Consider the following 21,694-nt stretch of genomic DNA (forward strand, 5'->3'; position numbering starts at 1 on the left):
ACTTTTTCTGCCGATAGCGTCACTGGTCTGTACCTGCTATCTCACTCGTCCACACCGCGACAGGCCCTGATGCCTGCAATTCAGTGTCTGTGGCTTATGGCATGGATCGCCCGTCCGTTCAGAGTGGTCAGATCGATCAGTCTGCAATGCAAACCCTGACACCCTGACCCGTTTCACAACGGCTCGTCAGCGGGAAGCGTGTTGCTTTTTTTCGGGAGATGCCATGACGCCCTTTTCCAGTTTCTGGCAGGCCGGCTACGAAGGTGCCGATCATATCAATCCTGCCGGCCTTGCGCTGTCGATGAACGATCTTAACCAGCATCAGGCGCGTGCAGCAGAAGATTATGCCGCGCTGGCCCCCTTTTCCATTCGCACAGTGCGCGAAAGCGTCGGCTGGCGGTTATGTGAGCGCGATGGCTGCTATGACTTCTCCACGGTTGCGGCCCGGATGCAGGCCGCAGAGCAGCAGGGCATTCAGCTGAGCTGGACAATCTGCCATTACGGCTGGCCCGCTGGCGTCAGCCTGTTCGATCACGACTTTGTCAGCCGTTTCGCCGCCTTCTGTGGCGCACTCGCCCGCTTCCTGGCCCCCTGGTATCAGCAGGCGCCGGTCTACTCTCCGATGAATGAGATCTCCTTTGTCAGCTGGGGTATCTCGGTAGGGCTGTTCACCTGTGAGGCGATGCCTGAGGCGGATCGGGCGGATGCCGCCAAGCAGCAGCTGGTGCGCGCTACGCTGGCAGCCTGTGATGCCATCTGGCTGGCCGATCCGCGAGCCCGTCTGCTGCACTGTGATCCACTGATCCATATCGTGCCCTATCCCGCCGATCCGGCCAGCGACGTGCTGGCACGTGAGATGTGTGACACCCAGTATCAGGCGTGGGACATGCTGAGCGGCAGACGTAACCCGGAACTGGGCGGCGCCCCACGCTATCTCGATCTGATTGGCGTGAATTACTACCACGACAACCAGTGGGAGCAGGGATCAAACCGGCGGCTTTACTGGCATCTGGGCGACAGCCGACGCCTGCCGCTGCATCGGATGCTGCAGCAGGTCTGGCAGCGTTATCAGCGTCCGCTGCTGCTGGCGGAAACCAGCCACGTCGGCAGCGGACGCGGTCACTGGATCCTTGAGATCGCCGCGCAGGTTGCGCAGGCGCAACTGGCAGGCGTTGAGCTGCACGGCATCTGCCTCTATCCGATCCTCGATCGTCCCTTATGGGAGGAGACGACTTTCTGGACCCGCAGCGGTTTGTGGGATCTCGATCTGCTGGGAGCCGATCCCTATGCCCGCCAGCTACAGCAGCCTTATGCCGACGCATTACGTCAGGCGCAGCGCTTTTTGCAGCACATCCAGCCCTCAAAACACCCCTGTCAGGAGCACACTATGAAACCACCTGTTCTCATCGTTTTCAGCCATTTACGCTGGGGATTTGTTTTTCAGCGTCCGCAGCAGCTACTGACACGACTGGCACAGCACTATCGCGTGCTGTTTGTCGAAGAGCCGGTCTGGCAGGAGGGGCCACAGGGCCTGCATCAGAGCGCGCCTGCCGCCAACATCACGGTGATCCAGCCGCATACCGACAGCGACGCGCCTGGTTTCCACGACAGCCAGATCGCCCCGCTGCTGCTGTTGCTGACGCCGCTGCTGGAGGAAGATGAACAGCCACTGATCTGGTTCTATACGCCGATGGCGCTGCCGTTGCTGACCCCGTTTAATCCGTCACTGGTGATTTATGACTGCATGGATGAGCTTTCCGCTTTTCAGAATGCACCGCGCCAGCTGCAGCAGCGCGAATCCGCGCTGATGACCCGCGCCGATCTGGTCTTTACCGGCGGCACCAGCCTCTATGAAGCGAAGCGTGAAAAACATCCTCAGGTCTACTGCTTTCCCAGCAGCGTCGATGCTATTCATTTTGAGCAGGCGCGCGATCGCAGCAATCGTCATCCGTTGCAGGATGCGATTCCGGCACAGCGTCTTGGCTATTACGGCGTGCTGGATGAGCGCATAGACCTGCCGCTGATTGCGGCGCTGGCGGACAGCCACCCCGAGTGGCAGATCATTATGGTCGGGCCGGTGGTAAAAATTGATCCGGCCAGCCTGCCGCAGCGCGACAATATTCACTGGCTCGGACAGCAGCCCTATCAGGCGCTGCCGCAGTTTCTGGCGGGCTGGGATGTCTGTCTGATGCCGTTTGCCATCAATGCCTCGACCCGCTTCATCTCACCGACCAAGGTACTGGAGTATATGGCGGCGCAGCTGCCGATTGTCAGTACCGCGATTATTGACGTAGCGCGGCATTACGCAGAGGAAGTGGCGGTGGCAGAGAGCCACGCTGAATTTATTGCCGCCTGTGAACAGGCGATGGCGATCGGTGCCGCAGAACGGCTGGCGCTGGCGGGACGGATGCAGGTAAAGGTCGACGCCACCTCATGGGATCGCACCGCTGAACAGATTCATGGACTGATCCAGCAGGCGCTGACGCAGCGTCAGCCCGCACTAAGTTCGGTCAGCCAGGGCAGCGCACAGGCGAATATCACGCCGTTAACCCCATTGATGCTGGAGAGTGAAGCCGTGCCCTGCCTGATTATCGGAGCCGGGCCAACCGGGCTGAGCGCCGGTTATCATTACGGCGAAGGCGCGGTGCTGCTGGAGAAAAATAGCACCCCTGGCGGCTGGTGCCGCTCAATTGACGATCAGGGTTTTACCTTCGACTATGCTGGTCACATTATGTTCTCGCAGGATCCCTACGTGTTACAGCTATATGAGATGTTGCTGGGCGACAACCTGCACTGGCAGACGCGTGAAGCCTGGGTCTACAGCGACGGCGTTTATACCCGCTATCCTTTCCAGTCCGCGCTGCACGGCTTGCCGGTCGAGGTGGTAAAAGAGTGCGTGCTGGGCGCTATCGAGGCGCGTTATGGGGAAACGGCCGCCGCCGCTGTGCCACTGGAGCGGGCGCGGGCACGGCGGGATTGCTGTGCGGATGGCGCGATCCCCGATGAGGGCAGCAGCACAGGCGTGGTGGAAGGCGAAGAGGATTTCCAGCACTTTATTATGCGCACCTGGGGTAAAGGCATCGCGCGTCACTTCGCCCTGCCCTACAACCAGAAACTGTGGAAGGTGCCGCTGACCGACATGGAAACCTCGTGGCTGGGCGGACGCGTGCCGCTGCCCGACCTGGCGCAGATCATTGATGGCGCGCTGCAACCGCTGGCGAAGCCGGTTGGCCCCAACGCCCGTTTCGGCTATCCGCTGCGCGGTGGTTTCCAGGCCCTGATGTCCGGCTTTTTGCCGCACCTGAAATGTACGCTGGAAACGGATGCCACCCTGACCCGCCTCTACCCGCAGGCGCACGTCGCGCTGCTGGTGGATGGTCGCCACTACCGTTATGAGCAATTAATCAGCACCATGCCGCTGCCGGAGCTGATTCAACTGATGGGCGACGAGGTGCCGGAGAGTGTGCAACGGGCGGCGCAGCAGCTGCAGTTTGTCTCGGTGCGCTGCGTGAATCTGGGGATTGGCCGCGCTGACCTGACCGAAAAGCACTGGATTTACTATCCTGGCGATACGCTGTTTCACCGCATCTTTGTGCAGGGCAATGCGAGTCCGCACTGCAACCCGCCGGGCGGTTTCGGCTTAACCTGCGAAATCACCTATAACGCGTCCAATCCGCTGCCGCTGGCGGGGGAGGCGCTGATTGAGCGCTGCCGTCAGGATTGCATCAGAGTCGGCATGATCACCGCGGACGATCCGCTGCTCTGCGCCTCAGAGGTCGATATGCCCTACGCCTACGTGGTCTATGACCATGCGCGCAGCGCTAACGTGGCGCTGATCCGCCAGTGGCTGCTGACACAGGACATTCATCTGTCAGGCCGCTACAGCGAGTGGGAATATTACAACTCGGATCACGCCTTCCTTGCCGGTAAACGCGCCGCCGAAAATGTCCGGCTGCAGCATGTCAGCGAGCGGACGCTCGGCTGACCTGGCGCAGTCGCTACGAAAGCCGCTGACTGCACTTCGCGGCTTTTAGCGACTGCAGCTGAGTCAGTCGCCGCTCCGCCTTCTGGCTGGCATTGTATTTCGCAATGCCATTGCCCAGCCCGAAATCCCCGACAAATCCCAGCACGGTCAGTGCATCGAACTGGCCGGTCTGCTCAATATCACTCTGCACGCTGTGCGCTTTCACCAGCTCCTGATCCAGCGCGCTGCAATTCAGCATCGCCGTCTCTTCCGGGGTGACCGCGGACGCCTGCGGATACTGCTTGGTGGCGCAGCCGCTTAATACCAGCGTCAGCAGCACAATTAAAACGCTCTGTTTACTCATTTTTCATTGCCTGTTTTTTATCCAGTTAACACTGTTATCGGCAGCATCCTCCGGGATCATGAGTCTCTGACCTACCAATAATGGTCGAAACCGCTACGCTAATGTAGGATCCAGCGCGCTGCTGTCAGTTGCAGCGTGTTACCTATAAGAAGTCACGCAGCGAACGCACATTGCCCGTTCATCACTTCTGCCAGACCTTTCAAACAGTTAGCCAGCATGATGCTGTCATCAGCAGCGTTTAAAAAGCAAAGCCTGACCGATAATCAGTGACGAGGCCGCCGCATAAGCAAAGCCAGACACAGAAAATTCGTGCGTCGGGTTTATCAGAGTTTGTTCCAGATGAGGTTTTTCCATGCGTTTTAAAGGATTGAACATCGGATTTTTCATTTTGATTCTGGCTATCGCCACCCTCGCTTTTTTTGAGGTGCTTTCGCCCTATTTCTCGCCGATTTTATGGGCGGCGATTCTGGCGGTGATTTTCCATCCGCTTAAAACCTATCTGCGGGTCCGACTGGGCGAACGAAATGGCCTGGCCGCGTTGATTACCCTGTTCTGTATCTGTCTGATTGTGTTCACACCGCTGGCCATTATCGCCTCATCGCTGGTCGTTGAAACCAATGCGGTCTATCACAAACTGCAGACCAATTCGGCGCAGTTCCCGGCGGTCTTCGCCGATCTTTTGCAGCATCTGCCGCGCTGGGCAAAACATTATCTGGCTGAAAATAACCTGGATAACGCCGAACAGATTCAGCAGAAGCTCTCCTCGTTTGCCCTCAAGGGCGGTCAGTATGTGGCAGGCAGCGCCTTTATCATCGGTAAAGGGACATTCAGCTTCACCGTCGGCTTTGGCGTGATGCTTTATCTGCTGTTCTTCCTGCTGAAAGATGGCTCCTATCTGGTGCATCTGATCCTGGAAGCGCTACCGCTCTCAACCTACGTGAAGCATCACCTGATGGTGAAGTTTGCGGCCGTGGCGCGCGCGACGGTGAAAGGCACGGTGGTGGTCGGTATTGTTCAGGGTATTCTCGGCGGGCTGGCATTCTGGTTTACCGGTATCGACGGCAGCCTGCTGTGGGGCGCACTGATGGCCTTCCTCTCTCTTATTCCGGCAGTCGGTTCCGCCATTATCTGGGTGCCTGCGGCGATCTTCTTCTTCGCCACCGGTGCACTGTGGAAAGGGCTGTTCCTGGTGGGCTTCTTCGTGGTGATTGTCGGACTGGTTGATAACATCCTGCGTCCGCTGCTGGTCGGCAAAGACACTAAAATGCCTGACTATCTGATTCTGATCGCCACGCTGGGCGGCATGGAGATTTACGGCATCAACGGTTTTGTTATCGGCCCGGTGATTGCCGCCCTGTTTATTGCCTGCTGGAACCTGCTCTCCGGACGCGATAACCGCGAAAACATCGAAGCCATCGACGAAGAGTTTATCGAAGAAGGTAAGAAGCAGTCCGATACCGCGGCAGAGGCTGCGGCTGAAGCGGCGGCGGCCTCCGCCGATGCGGCTGCAGAGACGGAAAGGAAAGTCGCGGCGTTAGCCGCCTCGGAGAAAGAAACAGCGGAAAAGAAAGCGTAATCCGTGCCAGGCAAACTCAGGTTAGTATCGCAGTGAGAGCGAGGCCTGCTCAGGAAACACGGTCAGATCGGAAAGGCGCAAAACCCGCCATCCATGGCATGCTCGGCCCGCGCGATTACGCACCTCATCCCTGAGGTGCGCCCGTAAACGGGCTAACGCTTTGCGTTGTTCAAAAACGCTCCCGGCGTTTTTGTCCCTGGCGCGGGACGCTTTCCTCTTCTGACCGTGTTCCCTGCGCGTTGAGCTTATGCGTTGCTGCCAGGGGCATTACGAGTCGGCTTTATCACCCATAAAAAAACCCACCTTTCGGTGGGTTTTTTTTTAACCTGAGAACAACCGCGAATTAGTTAGTCGCTTTGTTTTTCAGATCTTCAGCACCCTGCTTGGTTTTATCCCAGCCTTTCTCAGTGCCTTCTTTGGTTTTGTGCCAGCCTTTCTGCGTACCTTCGGTGATTTTACTGCCGGTGGTATCGCTTTTGCCTTCAGCGGCGTGCTCAGACTTCAGCTTAAGCTCTTTGCCTTCGTTCTGGGTCTGATGCAGTTTTTCCTTCGCGGTATCGGCGCCTTTATGCGCTTCCGCAACGGTGTTGTCTGTGGTGGTAGCAGCAAATACCGGCGAGGCCAGCAAAATAGCAGACAGTGCAATAATTGATTTCTTCATAATTCCCTCTGTATGAATCGTTGCCGTGTAGGTTTTAATCCTGGCATAGTGTTCCCAGGAAAGATTTAAGAATAAACCAGGAATGAAAAAGGGCCAGTTTTCACCAGAAAAAGCCGCCGGTTGTAGCTTTTTCGTCCATTACCAAAGTGCGAGTTGCGGATCGTCGTCCGGTTTCGGCTGGCTTCGGGTGACGCGAGCAGGCGGTGCAGGCTGCTGCATCTGCTGGGTGATCCACTGCATTAACACCGTCACTACATAGGCCTGCTGCTCCGCGCTCAGCGGCTGGTGCTGTCCGATATTATGCCACTTGCTCAGACAGCCACGACAGCAGGTTGCGGTGGCATGCTGGGCGATAAACACCGGATGGCCGCGCATCGGCGTCTGCTTACCATCATTCTCAGGCTGCGCAGGCGCCAGCCGCTGTGCCACAAACTCAGCGGCGTGCTGGCGCAATACCGGCTCGCCTTTGCTGCTCGCATAATCATATTCCGCGCGTCCCAGACGAAAACGCTGGCGGAACGGCGAGCGTGCCAGCCGGGTAAACAGATCGTCAGAAACCTTCATGCTGATTGCCAGTCACTCATATTTACGTCCCGCCAGATAGCGTACGCCCTGCGATCCGAACGCCTCACGATGGAGTTCATTGGGCTGCAGATGAAATGTCTCACCGGGATGGTAGGTGGTATCGCCTTGTTCGGTACTGATAGTGATGTCACCACTGAGAATCAGTGCCAGTGCTTCAAAGGGATGTACGTGATTATCAAACTGGGCGTCGGCTGCACGCTCAATCAACAGAGGCTCGTCAAAACCCTGTTCGGCTAACAATTTTCTGAATTCGTGTTCTGTCATCGCAACTCCTCAGTGTGGATCTGACCCTTAGCAGTGTAGACGATCTTTATCGCTGCTTATGGCACTCAACAGGTTACGTAAAGTAGCGCAAGCAGGGTTGTTCACCGGTCAGGCCAGTGCTGTACTTGCCGTCTCGTTACAGCCATTTTGACATCGGGATAACGCAAAAGTATGTCTCAACAGGAGAAAACTGCCCTGCTGCTGATTAATCAGCGCTCACGCAAAGGACGCGCCGAGGCCAGCCGCGCACAGTCGCTGCTGGCTCAGGCCGGATTCACCCTGCTGCAACCGGCCAGAGATGATACCCGCAGCTACAGCGAATTAATCGCGGCGTATGCCCATCGCGTTGATGCGGTGATCGTCGGCGGTGGCGACGGCACGCTTAATGCGGCCGCGCCGGGGCTGATGCAGACCGGCCTGCCGCTGGGCATTTTACCGCTGGGCACCGCCAACGATTTTGCCCGTACGCTGGGCATTCCTGCCAGCCTGGAGTCCGCGATAAAGATTATCGCTGAAGGGCAGCTGCGCGCAGTGGACCTGGGTGAAGTGAATCAGCATCTGTTTCTGAACGTCTCCAGCATCGGCTTTTCTGTGGAACTGGCGCGCAACCTCACGGCAGAATCGAAAAAACGCTGGGGAGTGGGCGGTTATGCACTGGCGGCTTTGCGGGTGCTGCGGCAGAGCCGTCCCTTCAGCGCTACGCTGGTGCATCAGGGCCATCGGACGCCGATCAAAACGGTTCAGGTGTCGGTGGGCAATGGACGCTTTTATGGGGGCGGCATGACAGTGGAACAGCGTGCCGCTCCGGATGATGGGTTGCTGGATGTCTACAGTCTGGAGCTACAGCATAGCTGGCAGCTCATCGCATTGCTGCCCTTTCTGCGGCGCGGCACTCACGGTCGCTGGCGTAACGTGCGGGCATTCAGCGCCACGGAGCTGACGATTGAGACGCGCCGTCCCCATTACATCAATGCAGATGGTGAGATTATCGGTCAGACACCCGCGCATTTTCGTTTGATCGCCAGTGCACTGCAGGTTTATGCACCGGGCGACAGCGCAGCAAAACAGACCGACCGTGGGTCGTCGTAACCAATCGCGGTGAGAAACTAGTGCTGGGTGCTCTTTTTTTCTGCGTAATCGATGTGTTCGGAAAGATTGGCGACCAGCTTTTTCGCCATGTCGAGGGTGAGTCCCAGAAACAGGGTCTCCTGCGGGCCCTGTTCACGCGGGGCGTCGGGATCGATATAACCGAATTTCACTACCAGTGCCTGATGGGTGTTCAGGGGACCAATATGCCAGCCGGTAACCGGGTAGAAGGTAAATCGCGTAAATTCATTCATTGAATCCTGACTGTAAAAGCATAACGCTGATTGATAGTCAGGCCAGCTCTGATGATAAAGCATGAGTGGAATACTCAGTCTGAACGAAATCGACAGGATTACAAGGGAAGCGGCAGAACAGGCGCAGCGTGACGCGGTAATAATGCGTGCTGCGTCAATGGCCTGGTGCAGCATAACAAATCACGCATGCGTAACCTGCCCGGCACCGGCGATCGCCTGTCAGGCCTGGTTATCAGTTCGGGGAATAATCGAGATATGGCCGTTAACCTCCAGCACGGCATATTTAATCTGATCAAACCGCTCAAGCCCCTGCCCGGATCGCGCCGCCTCCAGCACATCATCAGGACTGATGCCGGTCATCTTCATGCGCTCGGTCAGCAGATTGCCATTATCCACCAGGATCACCGGGCCGCCATCGATTACCTGCTCCACCACCGGAAAACGGTTTTTCAGTTTGCCCAGCACGATATCAATCGTCACCAGCGTAATAATGGTCAGCGCCGCGCCGGTCACCGAAAAATCGTCGCCCAGCAGCGCCTGCTGGGTTGCTTCACTGATGATCAACAGCAGTATCAGATCAAAAGAGGTCATCTGCAGCAGGGTGCGTCTGCCGGCGATTTTGATCACCACCATCAGCACCAGATAGATACCCGCCGCACGTAATACCGTTTCCATAAAGTGCCTCTGTCAGGGATAGATCCATTGATTGAAACGGGCCGGAGGATGATCGCCGCTGCTGACGCTGACAGCAATGTGACCGGGATTGCGGGGCTGCAGACCCAGCCAGATCGCGTGATCCGGACCGGTATCACGCGACGAAAAGGTCAGCCGCAGATCGCTGCCAAGGGTGATCGCCTCCAGTGGCTGCGGTTGCAGGGTCTGAATCTGCAAATTATCCAGCGCGCCGTTACCAATGATGATGCTGAACCGCTCAGCCGGCGGTGATTTAAGCCGGATACGCATGTCCATATTGCTCTCAACCCGGCCAAAACGTTCATATTCGACCTGAATCGCGCCATCTGGCGATGCGGCGCTGCCGTTACTCAACACCCCTTTAGAAAACAATCCGCAGGCCCCCAGAATCACCAGCGCAATCAGGACGTATTCGCCGATGCGCTGAATCAGCCATTCGCGACGTATCCAGCGGATATCTTCTTTTATCGGGTAATCCCGACTGCCTGTGTAATCTTTTTTCACCCTGCGACGACCTCCTGTAAGCACGCCAGCCTCAACGGCTCGCTGCCTGAAGCATAGCTGACCTGGGTCATTTAGCGCGCCGTTCAATCCAGAACGACCAGCTGTGATAGAGCAGCGTCAGCGGCATGGCAATCGCTGCGCCCACCAGCACGAATCCCTGTGTGACCGGCGATGAAGCGCTTTCACTGATGGAGAACTGGTGCGGCACCAGCCACGGATAAAGGCCGCACAGCAACCCGATAAACACGGCCCCGATCAGCATCAGTGCAACAATAAGCTGTAGCAGCGGCCTGGCTCGCCAGAGCGCCAACGGCAAAACGATCCATAGCGTGACGATTGCCACGCCAGCTACTTTTCCCAGCGGTCGCTGCCAGCTCTGCTGCCAGATATCGGCGTTAAAATAGAGTTCGAACAGAAAAATTATCAGCGCCAGCAGCCACCATAACCAGCTTTGCGCTTCCGCCAGGGGTTGCACTCTGTCGCCGATTCGCCAGCCGATCCAGCAACAGGCCAGTAGCGAATTGATTGCCATTAATCCCGCTCCGCTCATCAGCGGAACCAGGCTCAGCCCATCGGGCAGCCCGGTCTGAGGCTGAGCGCTGATGATCATGCCGGCGCACCAGCCCTGAATAAACGTCGCCAGTGCCGAACAACTGGCCATGATGCGGTCGAGCCAGCGGCGTAACCGGGTACTGCTCTGGGCGCGATATTCAAGCGCCATCGCCCGCATCACCAGTGCCAGTAGCATGGTGAACAGCGGCGCACTTAACTCACTGAGCAGCAGACTGTAGACCGGTGGAAACAGTGCCAGTAAACCGCCCGCAGCCAGCACCAGCCAGGTTTCATTAGCATCCCAGACCGGCAGAATGCTGTGCGTCATCAGTTCACGCTGTTGATCGTCGTGAAACCAGAAAAACAGCATACCCACGCCCAGATCGGTGCCATCCAGTAACAGGTAGAGCAGCAAAGAGAGACAGATAATCATCGCAGACAAATCGGCCATAGCGACTCCTAATGGGGCGTTTTCAGCTCAATGACCACCGGCTCACCCGAGGGGAGTTCACCTTTAACCCGACGCAGCAGATAGCGTAAGCCGAGGGCGAACACCAGGCCGTAGATCATCAGTACCGCCAGGAAAATACTCAGCGTGGTACTCAGGGCCAGTGGTGAGACGCTCTGTGCTGTTCGCACCATGCCATAAACCGTCCACGGCTGACGCCCGACTTCAGTCACCACCCAGCCTGACAGCAGTGCAATAAAGCCTGCCGGTGAAAGCCAGGTCATCCAGCACAGCAAGCGCCCTGATACCGCCATGCGTCCACGCCAGCGCTGAAAATTCGCAGCCAGTGTGGTCAGCAATATGATCAGCCCAAGCCCCACCATCAGGCGAAAAGCGAAAAAGACCGGTAACACCGGTGGAATCGCATCCGCAGGAAATTCGCTCAGGCTTTTAATATGACCGGAGAGGTTGTGCCGCAGATAGAGCGATCCAAGATTGGGCAGGCTAATCTCCAGATAGTTGCGCTGCGCCTGCTGATCCGGCAGCGCAAACAGTCGCAGGGGTTCGCCCTCGCCCGGCGCAGGAGGAAGCCAGCCACCTTCAATCGCGGCCAGTTTGGCGGGCTGATAGTCGCGGGTGTTTTCACCGTGCAGATCGCCCAGTACGATCTGCAGTGGAACGGCAAACAACAGAAAGGTCAGCGCGCTGTTGAGCATCAGTCGCGAAGCAGCCTCCCCGCTGAAATGACGCAGCCGCCACGCCGCCACGCCCATGATCATCACTGCTACTGCAATCAGCGACGCCACCACCATATGGCTGAAGCGCCACGGAAACGAAGGGGCCAGCAATATCGACTGCCAGCTTTCGGCAAGAAAAACACCGTTCTGATCGCGTGTGAAACCGACCGGCGTATGCATCCATGAATTTGCAGCCAGAATCCAGAACGCGCTAAGCAGCGCCCCGACCGCCACCAGACAGGTCACAGCAAAATGCACGCCTGGCCGGATTTTATTGAAGCCAAACAGCATCACGCCGGTCAGGGCCGACTCAAGGAAAAAGGCGACCAGCACCTCATAAAACATCAGCGGGCCGATAACGCCACCCACCTGATGAGAGAAGCGTGCCCAGTGGGTTCCGAACTGAAACTCCATCACCACACCAGAGACCGCGCCGATCGCTACCGTCAGGGAAAAAATCGCCAGCCAGAAATGCAGCGCATCACGGGCGGCCTGCTGTTTTCCCCACAGCCAGCGCGCTTCAAACCACACCAGAAAAGGGGCCAGCCCCAGCGTCAGTGCTGCGAGCGTAATGTGCATGCCCATGGTTAGCGCAAACTGCGTCCGGGCAATCATTAACACCCAGTCGTGATCATTCACAATCGGGCTTTCCCTCCGCGCCACGCGCAGGCAGTGACGGGCAATGTCCTGATGTTAATAAGCGCGGACGGCGAGTTCGTTCGGTCATCAGCCTTTCTCCGGATAAAGATGCGTTGCCACAGATCAGCGCTGCAAAATTTATTTCGCCGGGATAGTCGGGTTATAAGATTGTATTATCAGCGTAGCGAAAAAATAAAAAACCGGCCAGATCGACAGCAGCATGCAATAAATAAGCGGAGCGATAACAGGCTTATTTTACATCATAATTATCTTATTTTACTGAGAGATAGGATTATTAACGCATCTTATTCATCGCTACGCTTAAATAAGCCTAAGCGTAGCGACAGAATAAGCCGCAGCGTGCGATTCCGTTAGTTTACAGCCAGCCGGAGCGACGCAGTTTGGCCCACAGCCCACCGCAGGCCAGCAGGGTCAGCCCTACCGCCAGCGGATAGCCATACAGCGACTTCAGTTCCGGCATATGCTCGAAGTTCATGCCATACATACTGAAGACTACGGTCGGGATCACCAGGATCGCACCCCAGCCTGCCAGCTTTTTCACCACTTCATTCTGCTGCACCGTCACCAGCGCCAGATTGACCTGCATGGCGCTGGTCAGCATTTCGCGCATATCTTCCGCGTCGGTGACGACATGGCGGGCGTGATCCTGCACGTCACGGATGTAGGCGCGCAGCGGACGCGGGATCAGATCTTCATGCAGATGGATCAGCTGATTGCAGATCTCCTCCACGGGCAGCGCCGCATTGCGCAGTTTCAGCAGATGACGCCGCACGGTGTAGACCGACTGCACCGACTTGCGATCAAATTCACTGGTGAAGAGATCGTTCTCCATCTGTCCGACCCGTTCATTCAGCGAGGTAGAGAGCTCAGCATAGCGATCAACAATAAAATCGAGCAGGCAGTAGAGCGGATAAGCGGGGCCAAACTTCAGCAGCGCCGGGTTTTCAGCCGCCCGCTGCCGCACCGGGGTGTAGCTTTCAGAGGCGCCGTGACGGATGCTGATCAGGAAGTTTTTTCCGACAAAAAGATGCGTTTCGCCCAGTTCGCAGCTGTCATCCTTAGCGCACACCGTTTTCACTACGATAAACAGCGATTCGCCATAGTGTTCGATTTTAGGTCGCTGATGGGCATTGAGCGCATCCTCAACCGCCAGTTCATGAAGGCCGAACTCCTCTTTAATCTTCGCCATAAACTCAGCGTCTGGCTGCCACAGCCCGAGCCAGATAAATGCTTCCGGCTCTTTGATCACTTCACTGATATCATCGACTTCGACCTCTTCGCCCGCGCATCCCGGACGATACACCCTGCTGCTTACGATCATCTTCTGCTTTCCCGTTGTGACAGTACATGCAGCTTAGCCAATCCCGCGCCTGTAACCGGATAAAAACCGTAAGGATTTGCTGCGACGCTGTTCGATCAGCGGCTTACCACTTCAGCCCCAATCCGGTAGAGAAAATGCCTTCGTTCAGGGTATCCGGTATGCCGCTGACCAGATTACGGTGATAGCCAACGTGCAGCGTTGACCACGAAGTCAGGCTGTAGCGCAGGCCGACTTCGGCATCCAGCATAAATACGCCGTCATCATCCAGCGAATGGCCGACATCGCCATTGCTGTAAAGCGTGACCGACTTGCCCAGCAGATAGCGCTGATAGTTCCAGCGCAGCGAGCCGCCAAAGTGCCGCTCTTCCCGGTCATCGCTGTAGCCATACTCAAAGGCACCGCCCAGCACCGAGAGTGAGAACGCGCTGAGTTCGGTGTCCCACAACTGATAACCAGGCCCGGTGCCGATTAGCGCCTGACGTGACAGATTCTCCACCCAGTCGCGCTTGTAGGTGGCACGGGTCTGCCAGAAGAACTGCTCTCTGACCAGATAGTCAAAGGCGTAGCGCAGGCTGTAGTTATCGGTATTGATGTCCTTGTTTTCCTGCTCGCGATTGTAGGTCGCGCCGATATCGTGACGCCATTTTCCCTGGTTCAGTTTCGTGTTAAGCGCGAAGCTGTAGTCGTCAGTTTTGGTCGAGGCTTTTTTGACCTTCACGCCCGCATCGATGTTGCCGGTCCAGGCAAGCTGATCGCTGCGGACTTTGGCTTTCATAAACTCATCAATGCGCCGCAACGAGACCTGCTGCTCCTGCTCGTTGCGTTCCACCCAGACATAGCCGGGATCGGATGAGGAGAGCCGCACCTGATAATGTTCGCCGGTCTTTTTGTTTTCGACATTCACCGGATTCTCGCTGGCGAGCGTACTGACCGCACTCCAGTCCAGCGTGACGGTACCGGCGTAGTGTGTCTCTATCGCCAGCTTGCCGTCGCTGAGATAACGAATCGTGCCGGTCAGCCGATCGCCATTATTCAGCCAGACGGTATCGGCAGTGGCCTGCTGTGCCCATCCGGCGCAGCAACTGATGACCAGCAGCGGGATAAACGAGGTGGCGCAACGCATAGCTTTCCCTGTAAAGGCGTCGTCTTGCACGGGCGACGCGTCACCGCAAATTCTGACCTGACAATTAAGCCGATTCTGCGTCGATATGCAATGCGCCGCCTGGGTCAGGAGAGATCGTGCAGTGCTTTGCCGAGCGGTGGAGTAATAGCGAAGTCCGTAAAACTCATCGCCAGCCCTTCACGTTCAGGCGAGCAGCCCATCACTCCGACAAACCGCCGCGCCTGACCGGGCCACGGGCAGAGCCGTAACAGCGGCCAGCTCACGCCGTCGGTGGAGTACTGAATTCTTAAGGCCGCATTTTCCAGCGTGGCGCGCAGCCAGAACTGTCGCGCATCGCCAGGAAACACGCCGGTAGACCAGTCGGAAAACTCGCGCGTCACCACGCTGCCAATAGCGGGCTGATCATCGTTAAACTCAATGCCCGCCTTAACCCAGTGCGTTTCGTTATCCTGAATAAACAGCCCGGCCTGATCGTAGAGCTGACTGAAATCCGCCCTCACCTGCACCTGAACGGTAAAGTCGTTTTCCACCCAGAAGCCAAAAGCATGGCCGCTGTGCCGTTCGAAGCCATACCAGGTACGCTGCCAGAAATCGCTGTTGAGCGCGGTTTCGAACCTCAGCGTATCGCCATCCAGACTGTGTACCGGCGGCTGATTAATCCAGACGCCACCTTCAGTGGTAATGGAACTGACTGCTGTCATAGGCACTCCTTTGGGTAAGTTAAACCGCCCGCGTGCTGGCCGATCTGCGGTGTGGCGATTGACCTGATTATCATAGCGTTGATTGGTGAACGGGCGGCAGACGATTGCGGCAAATCTGATGGTGTCGATGTGGCAGGCAGTGAGGTCAGCAGACCCGTGGCTGCAGACACTCCGGCTCTGTTTGCGGTTTCGCTTATATGCCCTTTATTCTCCTGCCGGCAATAAATAAAAACGACCAGGTCCAGCTCACTGAACTATTTCATTTTGTTAATCCCCTGGCGAAAACAGCATTTAACAACCAGGCTTGTTTTGTCTGAGGGCAACTGAACTCATTAAATATAAGGATTAAGCCACCATGGTAGATAAATCAGAGATTTTAGATCACGCGCAGGTTGTTGATGTGAATGGCGAACATGTCGGGATTGTCGACCACTTCGAAGGCGACGACAAAATTAAGCTGGCGAAAAGCGATCCTGAAGCGGGCGGCAAACACCACATTATTCCATTCAGCTGGGTGAAAGAAGTTGATGATAATAAAGTCATCCTTTCTAAAGCCAAAGCGGATGTTGAAAGTGAGTGGCAGTCTGCTTAAAACATTAGCCGTGGCGCCCGCCACGGCTTATTTCAATAATTCTGTTAAGTAACTCCTGCGTCCTGCCCTGCCCATTCTTTATCTATTACTGCTTTATATTTCACAATGCTTAAACGACCTGGCGATAACAGACCTGGACATTGACTGCCCTGATTCCGCTCGCCGGAAACCGTCACAGACTGATATTTTCAGCCAGCGGTGCGGAATAACAGCCGAATACGCCGTCTATCAGCAGGTAACTTTCGGAACCAGGCAATTCAAAATGCCACCATTCGGTTGCGATGTCGGTAAAGCCGCCACCCAGCATGATGGCATTGAGCATCAGCCGGTTGCGCTGCGCCTGAACCGCCACATCAGGATGATAAGGATGGGAGTGCTCACTCATCTCATCGAAGCCGGTACCCATATCCACGATTTCGCCACGCTCGTCTATCAGCGTAACGTCTACCGCCGTGCCGCGGCTGTGGTTTGATCCGCGCGTCAGCGGTGCGACATAGTCCTGATTCGGGCAGGCACTCCACAGAATTGCCTGCGCTTCGGGTGGCCGGTATGCGTCGAGGATCAGCAGCGTATAGCCCGCAACGTTTGCAATTTCGATGCTTTTTGCCAGTGCTTTAGCCGCATCAATGTGCAGCAGACAGCGCGGGTCTTTGTAAATCGGCTGGCCGGTCAGGTTATCGGCGGTGGCATATTTGAGATCGATCGCTAACTGAGGAAATACCTCAGCAATATCTGTCAGATTTTTACTTTCCATGATGGGGTGCTCCCTGTTTTTATGCCCGGTGGCGGGTGGTGGTGAACGGAGGTTATGAAGCGGTCATCATGGCATTGCGGCGGAAGGAAAAAAAGGTGTGACGATGATCTGTGCTGTAACGTGGTATGGGATTTTTTTATCCGGGATACTGGGTGACAGCGTTTATGGTTTCAGTAATCGTTATGGGCGATGCCCTTAATTTCTCTATATAACCTTCACTCCAAAATTTGTGATCCCTTACAACTCCAGCTATTTTAGGAGCTGATTAACCATGTTTAGTGAGAACGACGTTTATATAAAGGTATTGTTATGGACAACTATTGGGACACCAGAAGACTCTCAAACTACTTTCTGACGATTGCAAATCTTGAAGCTAATCAGTTAGTTAATGCAGCAACCTCACTCTCACAATTCCATCTTAAAGATGCGCTTTTAAGAGTGAAATTTCAGGATGAAGTGCGCGAATTTGCTCGACTACAGCTACACACAATTCGCACTTCGACTTCGGACGATCAGTGTCAGGAGTGTATCCAGAATCTGAAGCAGGAAAGCCAGCATCTTAAGATTCAGGACAGAATGCTAAGAACCGGTGAAGCTGTCATATCATCATCTGTGAAGTTCTATCACGACAATGAAAAGATCATTGGATATGTTATCGATGGCATAGGGGTTGTTCTGGGAACACTTCAGTTGGTTGCAGGGGTTGGGGTATTTGCAGGGTCATTAGTGAGTGGCAATGTCATAGGAATAATTGCAGGTTCTGCTTTGATTACCAACGGGGCAGGTGCAATGGCAGAGAGCATTGACAAACTACGTGGTGTTCCAAATCCTTCAAATCCAGTAAAGGAAGCATATGAAGATTCGGCCGAATTTTTGGGATTTGATCGACGATTAGGTCTCCTGACTTATCAGGTAGTCGATTTGACGACCTCATACTATGGTATTGTTAAGCTTACACTCAAACCAGAAGCCTGGAGACTATTCAAATATCTCCCAACTGACTACTACCGTAAAGTGCAGTTGATGAGTAAACCCGCCCTTGCTTTGAAAGGGGCTGGAGCAGCAGTGAAGGGTACTGCAATAGGTATAAACCTTAATCAAATGAAGACTAATCCCTTAGAAAACTAACTATCGTTCTTTTTAATAAACCGATATCACTTTAGAGATAACATTAAAGGCGTGACAAAAAAACCACCAGAAAAGCAAAAGCGAGGAAGATAAAATAGGCGATGGCGTTTATTCATCTGCAGTCTGAATGCCATACAAGCCTATTATCACCACTCAGAAAATCGAAATAAATTCATGTAAAAAAACGTTTACCTATATCACTTTATAACGACCCTGCCATAAGTGATCAGTGCCAAATATATGAATAACCCATTAAAAATAAAGAATCAGCTCTTATTTTCCCGGATGACTTTATATGATTTCCAGGCAAGATTCATCGGTATCACTAAATAGACTATAACTGCCCCTACCATCAGGACGATTGCATAAGATATCAGGCTTTGCTGATGCCCTTTTGCTACTCCATAAATGAAAACAGAAATCAAAACCGCCATGCAAATAATTCCAGCCCAGAAACGCTTGCTGAGTTCATGGACGAGAGACTGCAAGGTGTCTGATTTGTTTTCATCTCTGATAAGGATATCTTTAAGTTTACGGAGATCTTTAGCTGAAAAACCATTTTGAAGAAGTTTTTGCTCAAATTCGTTCATCTGATTCATCCTGAATGACATTGTGATACGTGCGAAATATAGCACAGTGAACCCGGCCCATGCTAACCCACCTGTTTACATGGGCGGCAACGGTACCGCCCGATGATATTGTCTGCGCTGCTGTCATTGCTGTGGTGTAACCCGTTAATCCCGCGTTGGCTGCCCTCCTTAAGTGCTCTATCAATGCGCCTGTTACAGCTGACGAATAAGCGGCCAGCAATACAGCTGCTGAAAGACGGTTGATGTGGCCAACGCAGCTCTGGCTGTACCCTGATGAGATACGATCCAGAGGTAAGAGAAAGATGTGATGCACATCACAAGGTAAGCGAAGTGCTGAAAAAGTTATTAACTTATTACTCTCTTGCAAAATCAGGCATCTTTCTCAGACTTAAGAGTCAACCTTAGCTAAGGAGGAAACATGACTGACGAATTCAAAAAGTGCATCGAAGCCTGCTATCTCTGCGCAGCGGCTTGTGATAACTGTGCCGCATCATGCCTGGCTGAAGAAGAGCTTGAAATGATGCGTGAATGCATCAGGCTGGACATGCAATGCGCCAACATATGCCGCCTGGCAGCTCAGTTTATGACCTTAAAAAGTGAGTTTGCCAAAGAACTTTGCCGCGTTTGCGCTGATGTCTGTCAGAAATGCGGAGATGAGTGTGGTAAGCACGAACATGACCATTGTCAGGAATGCTCAAAAGCCTGCCATCTCTGTGCAGAGCAATGCCGAAAGATGGCAGCATAAACTTTATCAACATAAAAACCCGCTTCGGCGGGTTTTTTATTGGCAAGCGGAAATATAAAAACCTCGTAACGGCGAGGTGACAAATTGCAACGCTAAAATTATCTCGGGGACACGGAAGAGACATTCGATATGTGCGTTCACGGTTATCGGTGGCGTTGACCACGACAGTAGTTACTTCATCGGGTCTGACTGAGTGATAAATGATGTATACCGGTTGGCTGGTCCGGCTTCTGCCATCATCCCGGATAGTCATGATGCATGTATAAATCCACACTAACTGGCGGGATTAAGCCCAGGTTATGATCTGATTTCAATGGCTACACAGGGTCACAACAGCCGGTTAATTAAACAGACAAACCAGCGCGAGATGAAGCAGCGTGGATATAACGATTAACCCTCGTCAATTTCTTCAGATAAGGTTAAAAATGAAAATAATTACAATCGCAGCGACCATTTTATTACTCACAGCCTGTGTACCTCATAATGACAGACAACACGCTGTGGGCATGGCTAACCCAGCCTCTGTGTATTGTGAAAAGATGGGCGGCAAGCTGGACATAGTTAAGGGCCCGGATGGTGAATCAGGTTACTGTACTCTGCCAGGCGGAGAGCGCATCGAGGAGTGGGCACTGTACAGAAGGGATAACCAGTAGACTCGCTGGTCGGAAGGGATATCAGGGCAGCTATCAAGGAGCCGTAAGAATGGGACGTGGCTTTATGAAAGGAGGATTACCAGCATACGGCCGCATTGATGTTCCTGATTTCACAAAGTGTGAAGTGCGATGAAAATACTGATATTTGTTATAATCTTCTCCGCAACCTGGTTTCTCATACCTGATGGCATCATCAGATCCCTTATAGAAGGCCACATTAGCGGTGATGGTGAAGGCGCTATGGATAGTTTCGAATTCACAGTGATTGCACTTAAGGCAGTGCTTTCGGTTCTGCTGGCCTTTATTGGTGTCTGGCTATATCGCAAAGCTAACCAACGATAACGAAGCGACATTCAAGGAGCTGATCATCGACGGCCAACAGAAGGACCTCAGGGGCTTAGCCTGAGCATTCACTCGCGCAAGGTTGGTGTCGTTGTCAGACAAAGCGGCTAAGCCGTTTTGAGAAATGGTAATTACTTTATCCATTTCTTCAGCTTTGATTCGTCGAAGTTAGTGCCTGTGTAGACGCGGCCGGAAAGCAATGTTGCAATAACCGCACCAAAAATCAGCTTCTTCATATCCCTATACCCAAAATAAAAGACGGGATAAATCCTCGCATGGAGTAGTCTAAACAAAGTGGAAAATGATCAATTTTGCTAAAAGTCATAGCGCGCCTGCCGATAAACCAGAGAACGCAAATCACGGAGAAATCACAATGGAACACCCAAACCCACTCGCAGCGATGACGTTCATAATCTGGTTTTTTATGTTTATTCCATGCTTTCGTATGGCTCAAAAGGCGGGATTCGGATGGAAAATGGCTCTGTTATTATCATTCCCCGGCTTGCATTTCTTTACACTCTATATCTTCGCTTATAAGAAGTGGCCCAATCTGCCCAATGCTTGAGACCTGATAGCAAAAAAACCACCTGAGTGGGCTATGTCATTATGCACTTTATGAATTTATGGAAAGGCACTAGCGATTCTTTGTTGCAACAACTTCATTAGTCTTTTCATAAATTCTGGCTCTTCGAGCCCAATACTCCCTGAGTGCTCCCCCAGACTAACAAGAATCTCATCATCGCCACCTAAAAGTTGTGCAGCAAAAGTGGTATAGTTACCTGAAGATTATAACCATCATGCGAAATATGGATTACCCATTCAAATTTTAATTCCCTTCAAACACTTCTCGCTGCTCAGCCCTAAATGTCTCCAATCAGAGTGTTGAGGTTCTACTGAGCCAGTTGAATGCCTTTTACTTGAATACCCATAGCTTTCTCCGGGCAATAAAAAAACCGCAAGTTAGAGGTTTAAGATTGGGTAAACGATGAGGTTGTTTTTCCTAAGCAAAGGTTGAACTGCGAACGAGACCTAAAACCAAAATGCTGGCATTGTGCGGATTTCATTGTACCAATGGTTAACTGCGGGGATTTCCTGTAAGAACCAGAAGCCGATCCCAATCATCATGATGCTAATTCCAAAATGAAGAATAGTGCTGATCCAATATTCAATAGGTTTGGCATCCTTGTAGATGAATTCCTTGCGACTCGTTCCCTTAAAGGTTTTGGTATAGATTCCCCGATGCATGTAAATGAAAGACTCAGCCAGCGTTATTAGACCAACTATAAAGGCGGCACATACTGTGAACCAATACTGAAATCCCATTATTTTTCATCCCAGCCAATTTTTTAGGTTCATTATTACACAGCTATATAAGATTCCAGTAAGGGTGACGTAAT

The 21,694-nt window shown here is 53.6% G+C and carries 22 protein-coding genes; 7 read left to right on the top strand and 15 right to left on the bottom strand.

The genetic code is table 11. From position 1 onward, the window contains the following. The first annotated feature begins 223 nt into the window (after positions 1-223). Positions 224-3,985 carry an NAD(P)-binding protein gene (locus EPG66_RS06700; RefSeq protein WP_182686292.1) on the top strand — a complete coding sequence of 1,254 codons (3,762 nt, stop codon included), beginning with the start codon at positions 224-226 and terminating at the stop codon, positions 3,983-3,985. A 13-nt stretch (positions 3,986-3,998) separates the two neighbouring features. Here EPG66_RS06700 and EPG66_RS06705 read toward each other — a convergent pair whose 3' ends face one another. Beyond that, entirely contained in the window at positions 3,999-4,328 is a 330-nt protein-coding gene (locus EPG66_RS06705; protein WP_010259013.1) for a hypothetical protein, read from the bottom strand. A 352-nt stretch (positions 4,329-4,680) separates the two neighbouring features. Here EPG66_RS06705 and EPG66_RS06710 point away from each other — a divergent pair, with 352 nt between their 5' ends. Beyond that, a complete protein-coding gene (locus tag EPG66_RS06710) occupies positions 4,681-5,904 on the top strand; it encodes an AI-2E family transporter (RefSeq protein ID WP_031593237.1) in 1,224 nt (407 codons plus the stop codon). Positions 5,905-6,247: 343 nt separating this feature from the next. Here the strand turns inward: EPG66_RS06710 and EPG66_RS06715 are convergent, their stop codons facing one another. The 3 genes from EPG66_RS06715 to EPG66_RS06725 form a co-directional block, all read right to left on the bottom strand. Then, the gene (locus tag EPG66_RS06715; protein ID WP_010259015.1) at positions 6,248-6,565 is read right to left on the bottom strand and encodes a hypothetical protein; all 318 of its coding nucleotides are present in this window, start codon (positions 6,563-6,565) and stop codon (positions 6,248-6,250) included. Between the two features lie 138 nt (positions 6,566-6,703). Continuing rightward, on the bottom strand, positions 6,704-7,129 hold the full coding sequence (locus EPG66_RS06720; protein WP_182686294.1) for a DUF4186 domain-containing protein: 426 nt from the start codon (positions 7,127-7,129) through the stop codon (positions 6,704-6,706). Between the two features lie 12 nt (positions 7,130-7,141). Beyond that, positions 7,142-7,414, bottom strand: a complete 273-nt coding sequence (locus tag EPG66_RS06725) for a cupin domain-containing protein (RefSeq protein ID WP_031593239.1) — start codon at positions 7,412-7,414, stop codon at positions 7,142-7,144. Between the two features lie 171 nt (positions 7,415-7,585). On the opposite strand from EPG66_RS06725, the gene EPG66_RS06730 reads away from it, so the two are divergent. Further along, on the top strand, positions 7,586-8,503 hold the full coding sequence (locus EPG66_RS06730; RefSeq protein WP_083068738.1) for a lipid kinase: 918 nt from the start codon (positions 7,586-7,588) through the stop codon (positions 8,501-8,503). Positions 8,504-8,520: 17 nt separating this feature from the next. On the opposite strand, the gene EPG66_RS06735 is transcribed toward EPG66_RS06730, so the two are convergent. The 8 genes from EPG66_RS06735 to EPG66_RS06770 form a co-directional block, all read right to left on the bottom strand. Then, positions 8,521-8,754: a hypothetical protein gene (locus EPG66_RS06735; protein WP_031593242.1), complete on the bottom strand. Its 234-nt coding sequence runs from the start codon at positions 8,752-8,754 to the stop codon at positions 8,521-8,523. Positions 8,755-8,973: 219 nt separating this feature from the next. Then, a complete protein-coding gene (locus tag EPG66_RS06740; protein WP_182686297.1) occupies positions 8,974-9,429 on the bottom strand; it encodes a DUF421 domain-containing protein in 456 nt (151 codons plus the stop codon). A gap of 12 nt (positions 9,430-9,441) precedes the next feature. Beyond that, positions 9,442-9,951, bottom strand: coding sequence for a hypothetical protein (locus tag EPG66_RS06745; RefSeq protein WP_039391242.1), 510 nt, complete (start codon positions 9,949-9,951; stop codon positions 9,442-9,444). A 67-nt stretch (positions 9,952-10,018) separates the two neighbouring features. Next, positions 10,019-10,954 carry a cytochrome d ubiquinol oxidase subunit II gene (locus EPG66_RS06750; RefSeq protein ID WP_069025926.1) on the bottom strand — a complete coding sequence of 312 codons (936 nt, stop codon included), beginning with the start codon at positions 10,952-10,954 and terminating at the stop codon, positions 10,019-10,021. A gap of 8 nt (positions 10,955-10,962) precedes the next feature. Next, complete coding sequence (locus tag EPG66_RS06755; protein WP_182686300.1) at positions 10,963-12,327, bottom strand: cytochrome ubiquinol oxidase subunit I; 1,365 nt, start codon at positions 12,325-12,327, stop codon at positions 10,963-10,965. A gap of 376 nt (positions 12,328-12,703) precedes the next feature. Continuing rightward, entirely contained in the window at positions 12,704-13,669 is a 966-nt protein-coding gene (locus EPG66_RS06760; protein ID WP_010259025.1) for a magnesium and cobalt transport protein CorA, read from the bottom strand. A gap of 103 nt (positions 13,670-13,772) precedes the next feature. Then, complete coding sequence (locus EPG66_RS06765) at positions 13,773-14,792, bottom strand: DUF481 domain-containing protein (protein ID WP_031593247.1); 1,020 nt, start codon at positions 14,790-14,792, stop codon at positions 13,773-13,775. A 104-nt stretch (positions 14,793-14,896) separates the two neighbouring features. Continuing rightward, a complete protein-coding gene (locus EPG66_RS06770; protein ID WP_050498552.1) occupies positions 14,897-15,493 on the bottom strand; it encodes a DUF1349 domain-containing protein in 597 nt (198 codons plus the stop codon). Between the two features lie 355 nt (positions 15,494-15,848). Between EPG66_RS06770 and EPG66_RS06775 the strand changes: the two genes are divergently transcribed. After that, positions 15,849-16,085, top strand: coding sequence for a DUF2171 domain-containing protein (locus EPG66_RS06775; protein WP_003854080.1), 237 nt, complete (start codon positions 15,849-15,851; stop codon positions 16,083-16,085). 172 nt (positions 16,086-16,257) lie between these two features. Here the strand turns inward: EPG66_RS06775 and ddpX are convergent, their stop codons facing one another. Beyond that, on the bottom strand, positions 16,258-16,839 hold the full coding sequence (gene ddpX, locus EPG66_RS06780) for a D-alanyl-D-alanine dipeptidase (protein ID WP_182686302.1): 582 nt from the start codon (positions 16,837-16,839) through the stop codon (positions 16,258-16,260). Positions 16,840-17,148: 309 nt separating this feature from the next. On the opposite strand from ddpX, the gene EPG66_RS06785 reads away from it, so the two are divergent. Then, entirely contained in the window at positions 17,149-17,967 is an 819-nt protein-coding gene (locus EPG66_RS06785; protein WP_182686304.1) for a DUF4225 domain-containing protein, read from the top strand. 266 nt (positions 17,968-18,233) lie between these two features. On the opposite strand, the gene EPG66_RS06790 is transcribed toward EPG66_RS06785, so the two are convergent. Beyond that, positions 18,234-18,557 carry a hypothetical protein gene (locus EPG66_RS06790; protein WP_182686306.1) on the bottom strand — a complete coding sequence of 108 codons (324 nt, stop codon included), beginning with the start codon at positions 18,555-18,557 and terminating at the stop codon, positions 18,234-18,236. A 418-nt stretch (positions 18,558-18,975) separates the two neighbouring features. On the opposite strand from EPG66_RS06790, the gene EPG66_RS06795 reads away from it, so the two are divergent. Together EPG66_RS06795 and EPG66_RS06800 are read left to right on the top strand one after the other, a co-directional pair. Then, the gene (locus EPG66_RS06795) at positions 18,976-19,302 is read left to right on the top strand and encodes a four-helix bundle copper-binding protein (protein ID WP_182686309.1); all 327 of its coding nucleotides are present in this window, start codon (positions 18,976-18,978) and stop codon (positions 19,300-19,302) included. Positions 19,303-19,727: 425 nt separating this feature from the next. After that, positions 19,728-19,955 carry a putative hemolysin gene (locus EPG66_RS06800; protein ID WP_115764493.1) on the top strand — a complete coding sequence of 76 codons (228 nt, stop codon included), beginning with the start codon at positions 19,728-19,730 and terminating at the stop codon, positions 19,953-19,955. A gap of 1,371 nt (positions 19,956-21,326) precedes the next feature. Here EPG66_RS06800 and EPG66_RS06805 read toward each other — a convergent pair. Then, positions 21,327-21,620 carry a DUF2542 family protein gene (locus EPG66_RS06805; protein WP_033766659.1) on the bottom strand — a complete coding sequence of 98 codons (294 nt, stop codon included), beginning with the start codon at positions 21,618-21,620 and terminating at the stop codon, positions 21,327-21,329. Positions 21,621-21,694 lie beyond the last annotated feature (74 nt).

This window comes from Pantoea pleuroti (genome assembly GCF_014156615.1).
GTDB classification, from domain to species: domain Bacteria; phylum Pseudomonadota; class Gammaproteobacteria; order Enterobacterales; family Enterobacteriaceae; genus Pantoea; species Pantoea agglomerans.

What these genes read in the sequence shown, in the direction of transcription:
- EPG66_RS06700 (WP_182686292.1), top strand. Translation starts at nt 224, where the DNA reads ATGACGCCCTTTTCCAGTTTCTGGCAGGCCGGCTACGAAGGTGCCGAT.
- EPG66_RS06705 (WP_010259013.1), bottom strand. Translation starts at nt 4,328, where the DNA reads ATGAGTAAACAGAGCGTTTTAATTGTGCTGCTGACGCTGGTATTAAGC.
- EPG66_RS06710 (WP_031593237.1), top strand. Translation starts at nt 4,681, where the DNA reads ATGCGTTTTAAAGGATTGAACATCGGATTTTTCATTTTGATTCTGGCT.
- EPG66_RS06715 (WP_010259015.1), bottom strand. Translation starts at nt 6,565, where the DNA reads ATGAAGAAATCAATTATTGCACTGTCTGCTATTTTGCTGGCCTCGCCG.
- EPG66_RS06720 (WP_182686294.1), bottom strand. Translation starts at nt 7,129, where the DNA reads ATGAAGGTTTCTGACGATCTGTTTACCCGGCTGGCACGCTCGCCGTTC.
- EPG66_RS06725 (WP_031593239.1), bottom strand. Translation starts at nt 7,414, where the DNA reads ATGACAGAACACGAATTCAGAAAATTGTTAGCCGAACAGGGTTTTGAC.
- EPG66_RS06730 (WP_083068738.1), top strand. Translation starts at nt 7,586, where the DNA reads ATGTCTCAACAGGAGAAAACTGCCCTGCTGCTGATTAATCAGCGCTCA.
- EPG66_RS06735 (WP_031593242.1), bottom strand. Translation starts at nt 8,754, where the DNA reads ATGAATGAATTTACGCGATTTACCTTCTACCCGGTTACCGGCTGGCAT.
- EPG66_RS06740 (WP_182686297.1), bottom strand. Translation starts at nt 9,429, where the DNA reads ATGGAAACGGTATTACGTGCGGCGGGTATCTATCTGGTGCTGATGGTG.
- EPG66_RS06750 (WP_069025926.1), bottom strand. Translation starts at nt 10,954, where the DNA reads ATGGCCGATTTGTCTGCGATGATTATCTGTCTCTCTTTGCTGCTCTAC.
- EPG66_RS06760 (WP_010259025.1), bottom strand. Translation starts at nt 13,669, where the DNA reads ATGATCGTAAGCAGCAGGGTGTATCGTCCGGGATGCGCGGGCGAAGAG.
- EPG66_RS06765 (WP_031593247.1), bottom strand. Translation starts at nt 14,792, where the DNA reads ATGCGTTGCGCCACCTCGTTTATCCCGCTGCTGGTCATCAGTTGCTGC.
- EPG66_RS06770 (WP_050498552.1), bottom strand. Translation starts at nt 15,493, where the DNA reads ATGACAGCAGTCAGTTCCATTACCACTGAAGGTGGCGTCTGGATTAAT.
- EPG66_RS06775 (WP_003854080.1), top strand. Translation starts at nt 15,849, where the DNA reads ATGGTAGATAAATCAGAGATTTTAGATCACGCGCAGGTTGTTGATGTG.
- ddpX (WP_182686302.1), bottom strand. Translation starts at nt 16,839, where the DNA reads ATGGAAAGTAAAAATCTGACAGATATTGCTGAGGTATTTCCTCAGTTA.
- EPG66_RS06785 (WP_182686304.1), top strand. Translation starts at nt 17,149, where the DNA reads ATGGACAACTATTGGGACACCAGAAGACTCTCAAACTACTTTCTGACG.
- EPG66_RS06790 (WP_182686306.1), bottom strand. Translation starts at nt 18,557, where the DNA reads ATGAACGAATTTGAGCAAAAACTTCTTCAAAATGGTTTTTCAGCTAAA.
- EPG66_RS06795 (WP_182686309.1), top strand. Translation starts at nt 18,976, where the DNA reads ATGACTGACGAATTCAAAAAGTGCATCGAAGCCTGCTATCTCTGCGCA.
- EPG66_RS06800 (WP_115764493.1), top strand. Translation starts at nt 19,728, where the DNA reads ATGAAAATAATTACAATCGCAGCGACCATTTTATTACTCACAGCCTGT.
- EPG66_RS06805 (WP_033766659.1), bottom strand. Translation starts at nt 21,620, where the DNA reads ATGGGATTTCAGTATTGGTTCACAGTATGTGCCGCCTTTATAGTTGGT.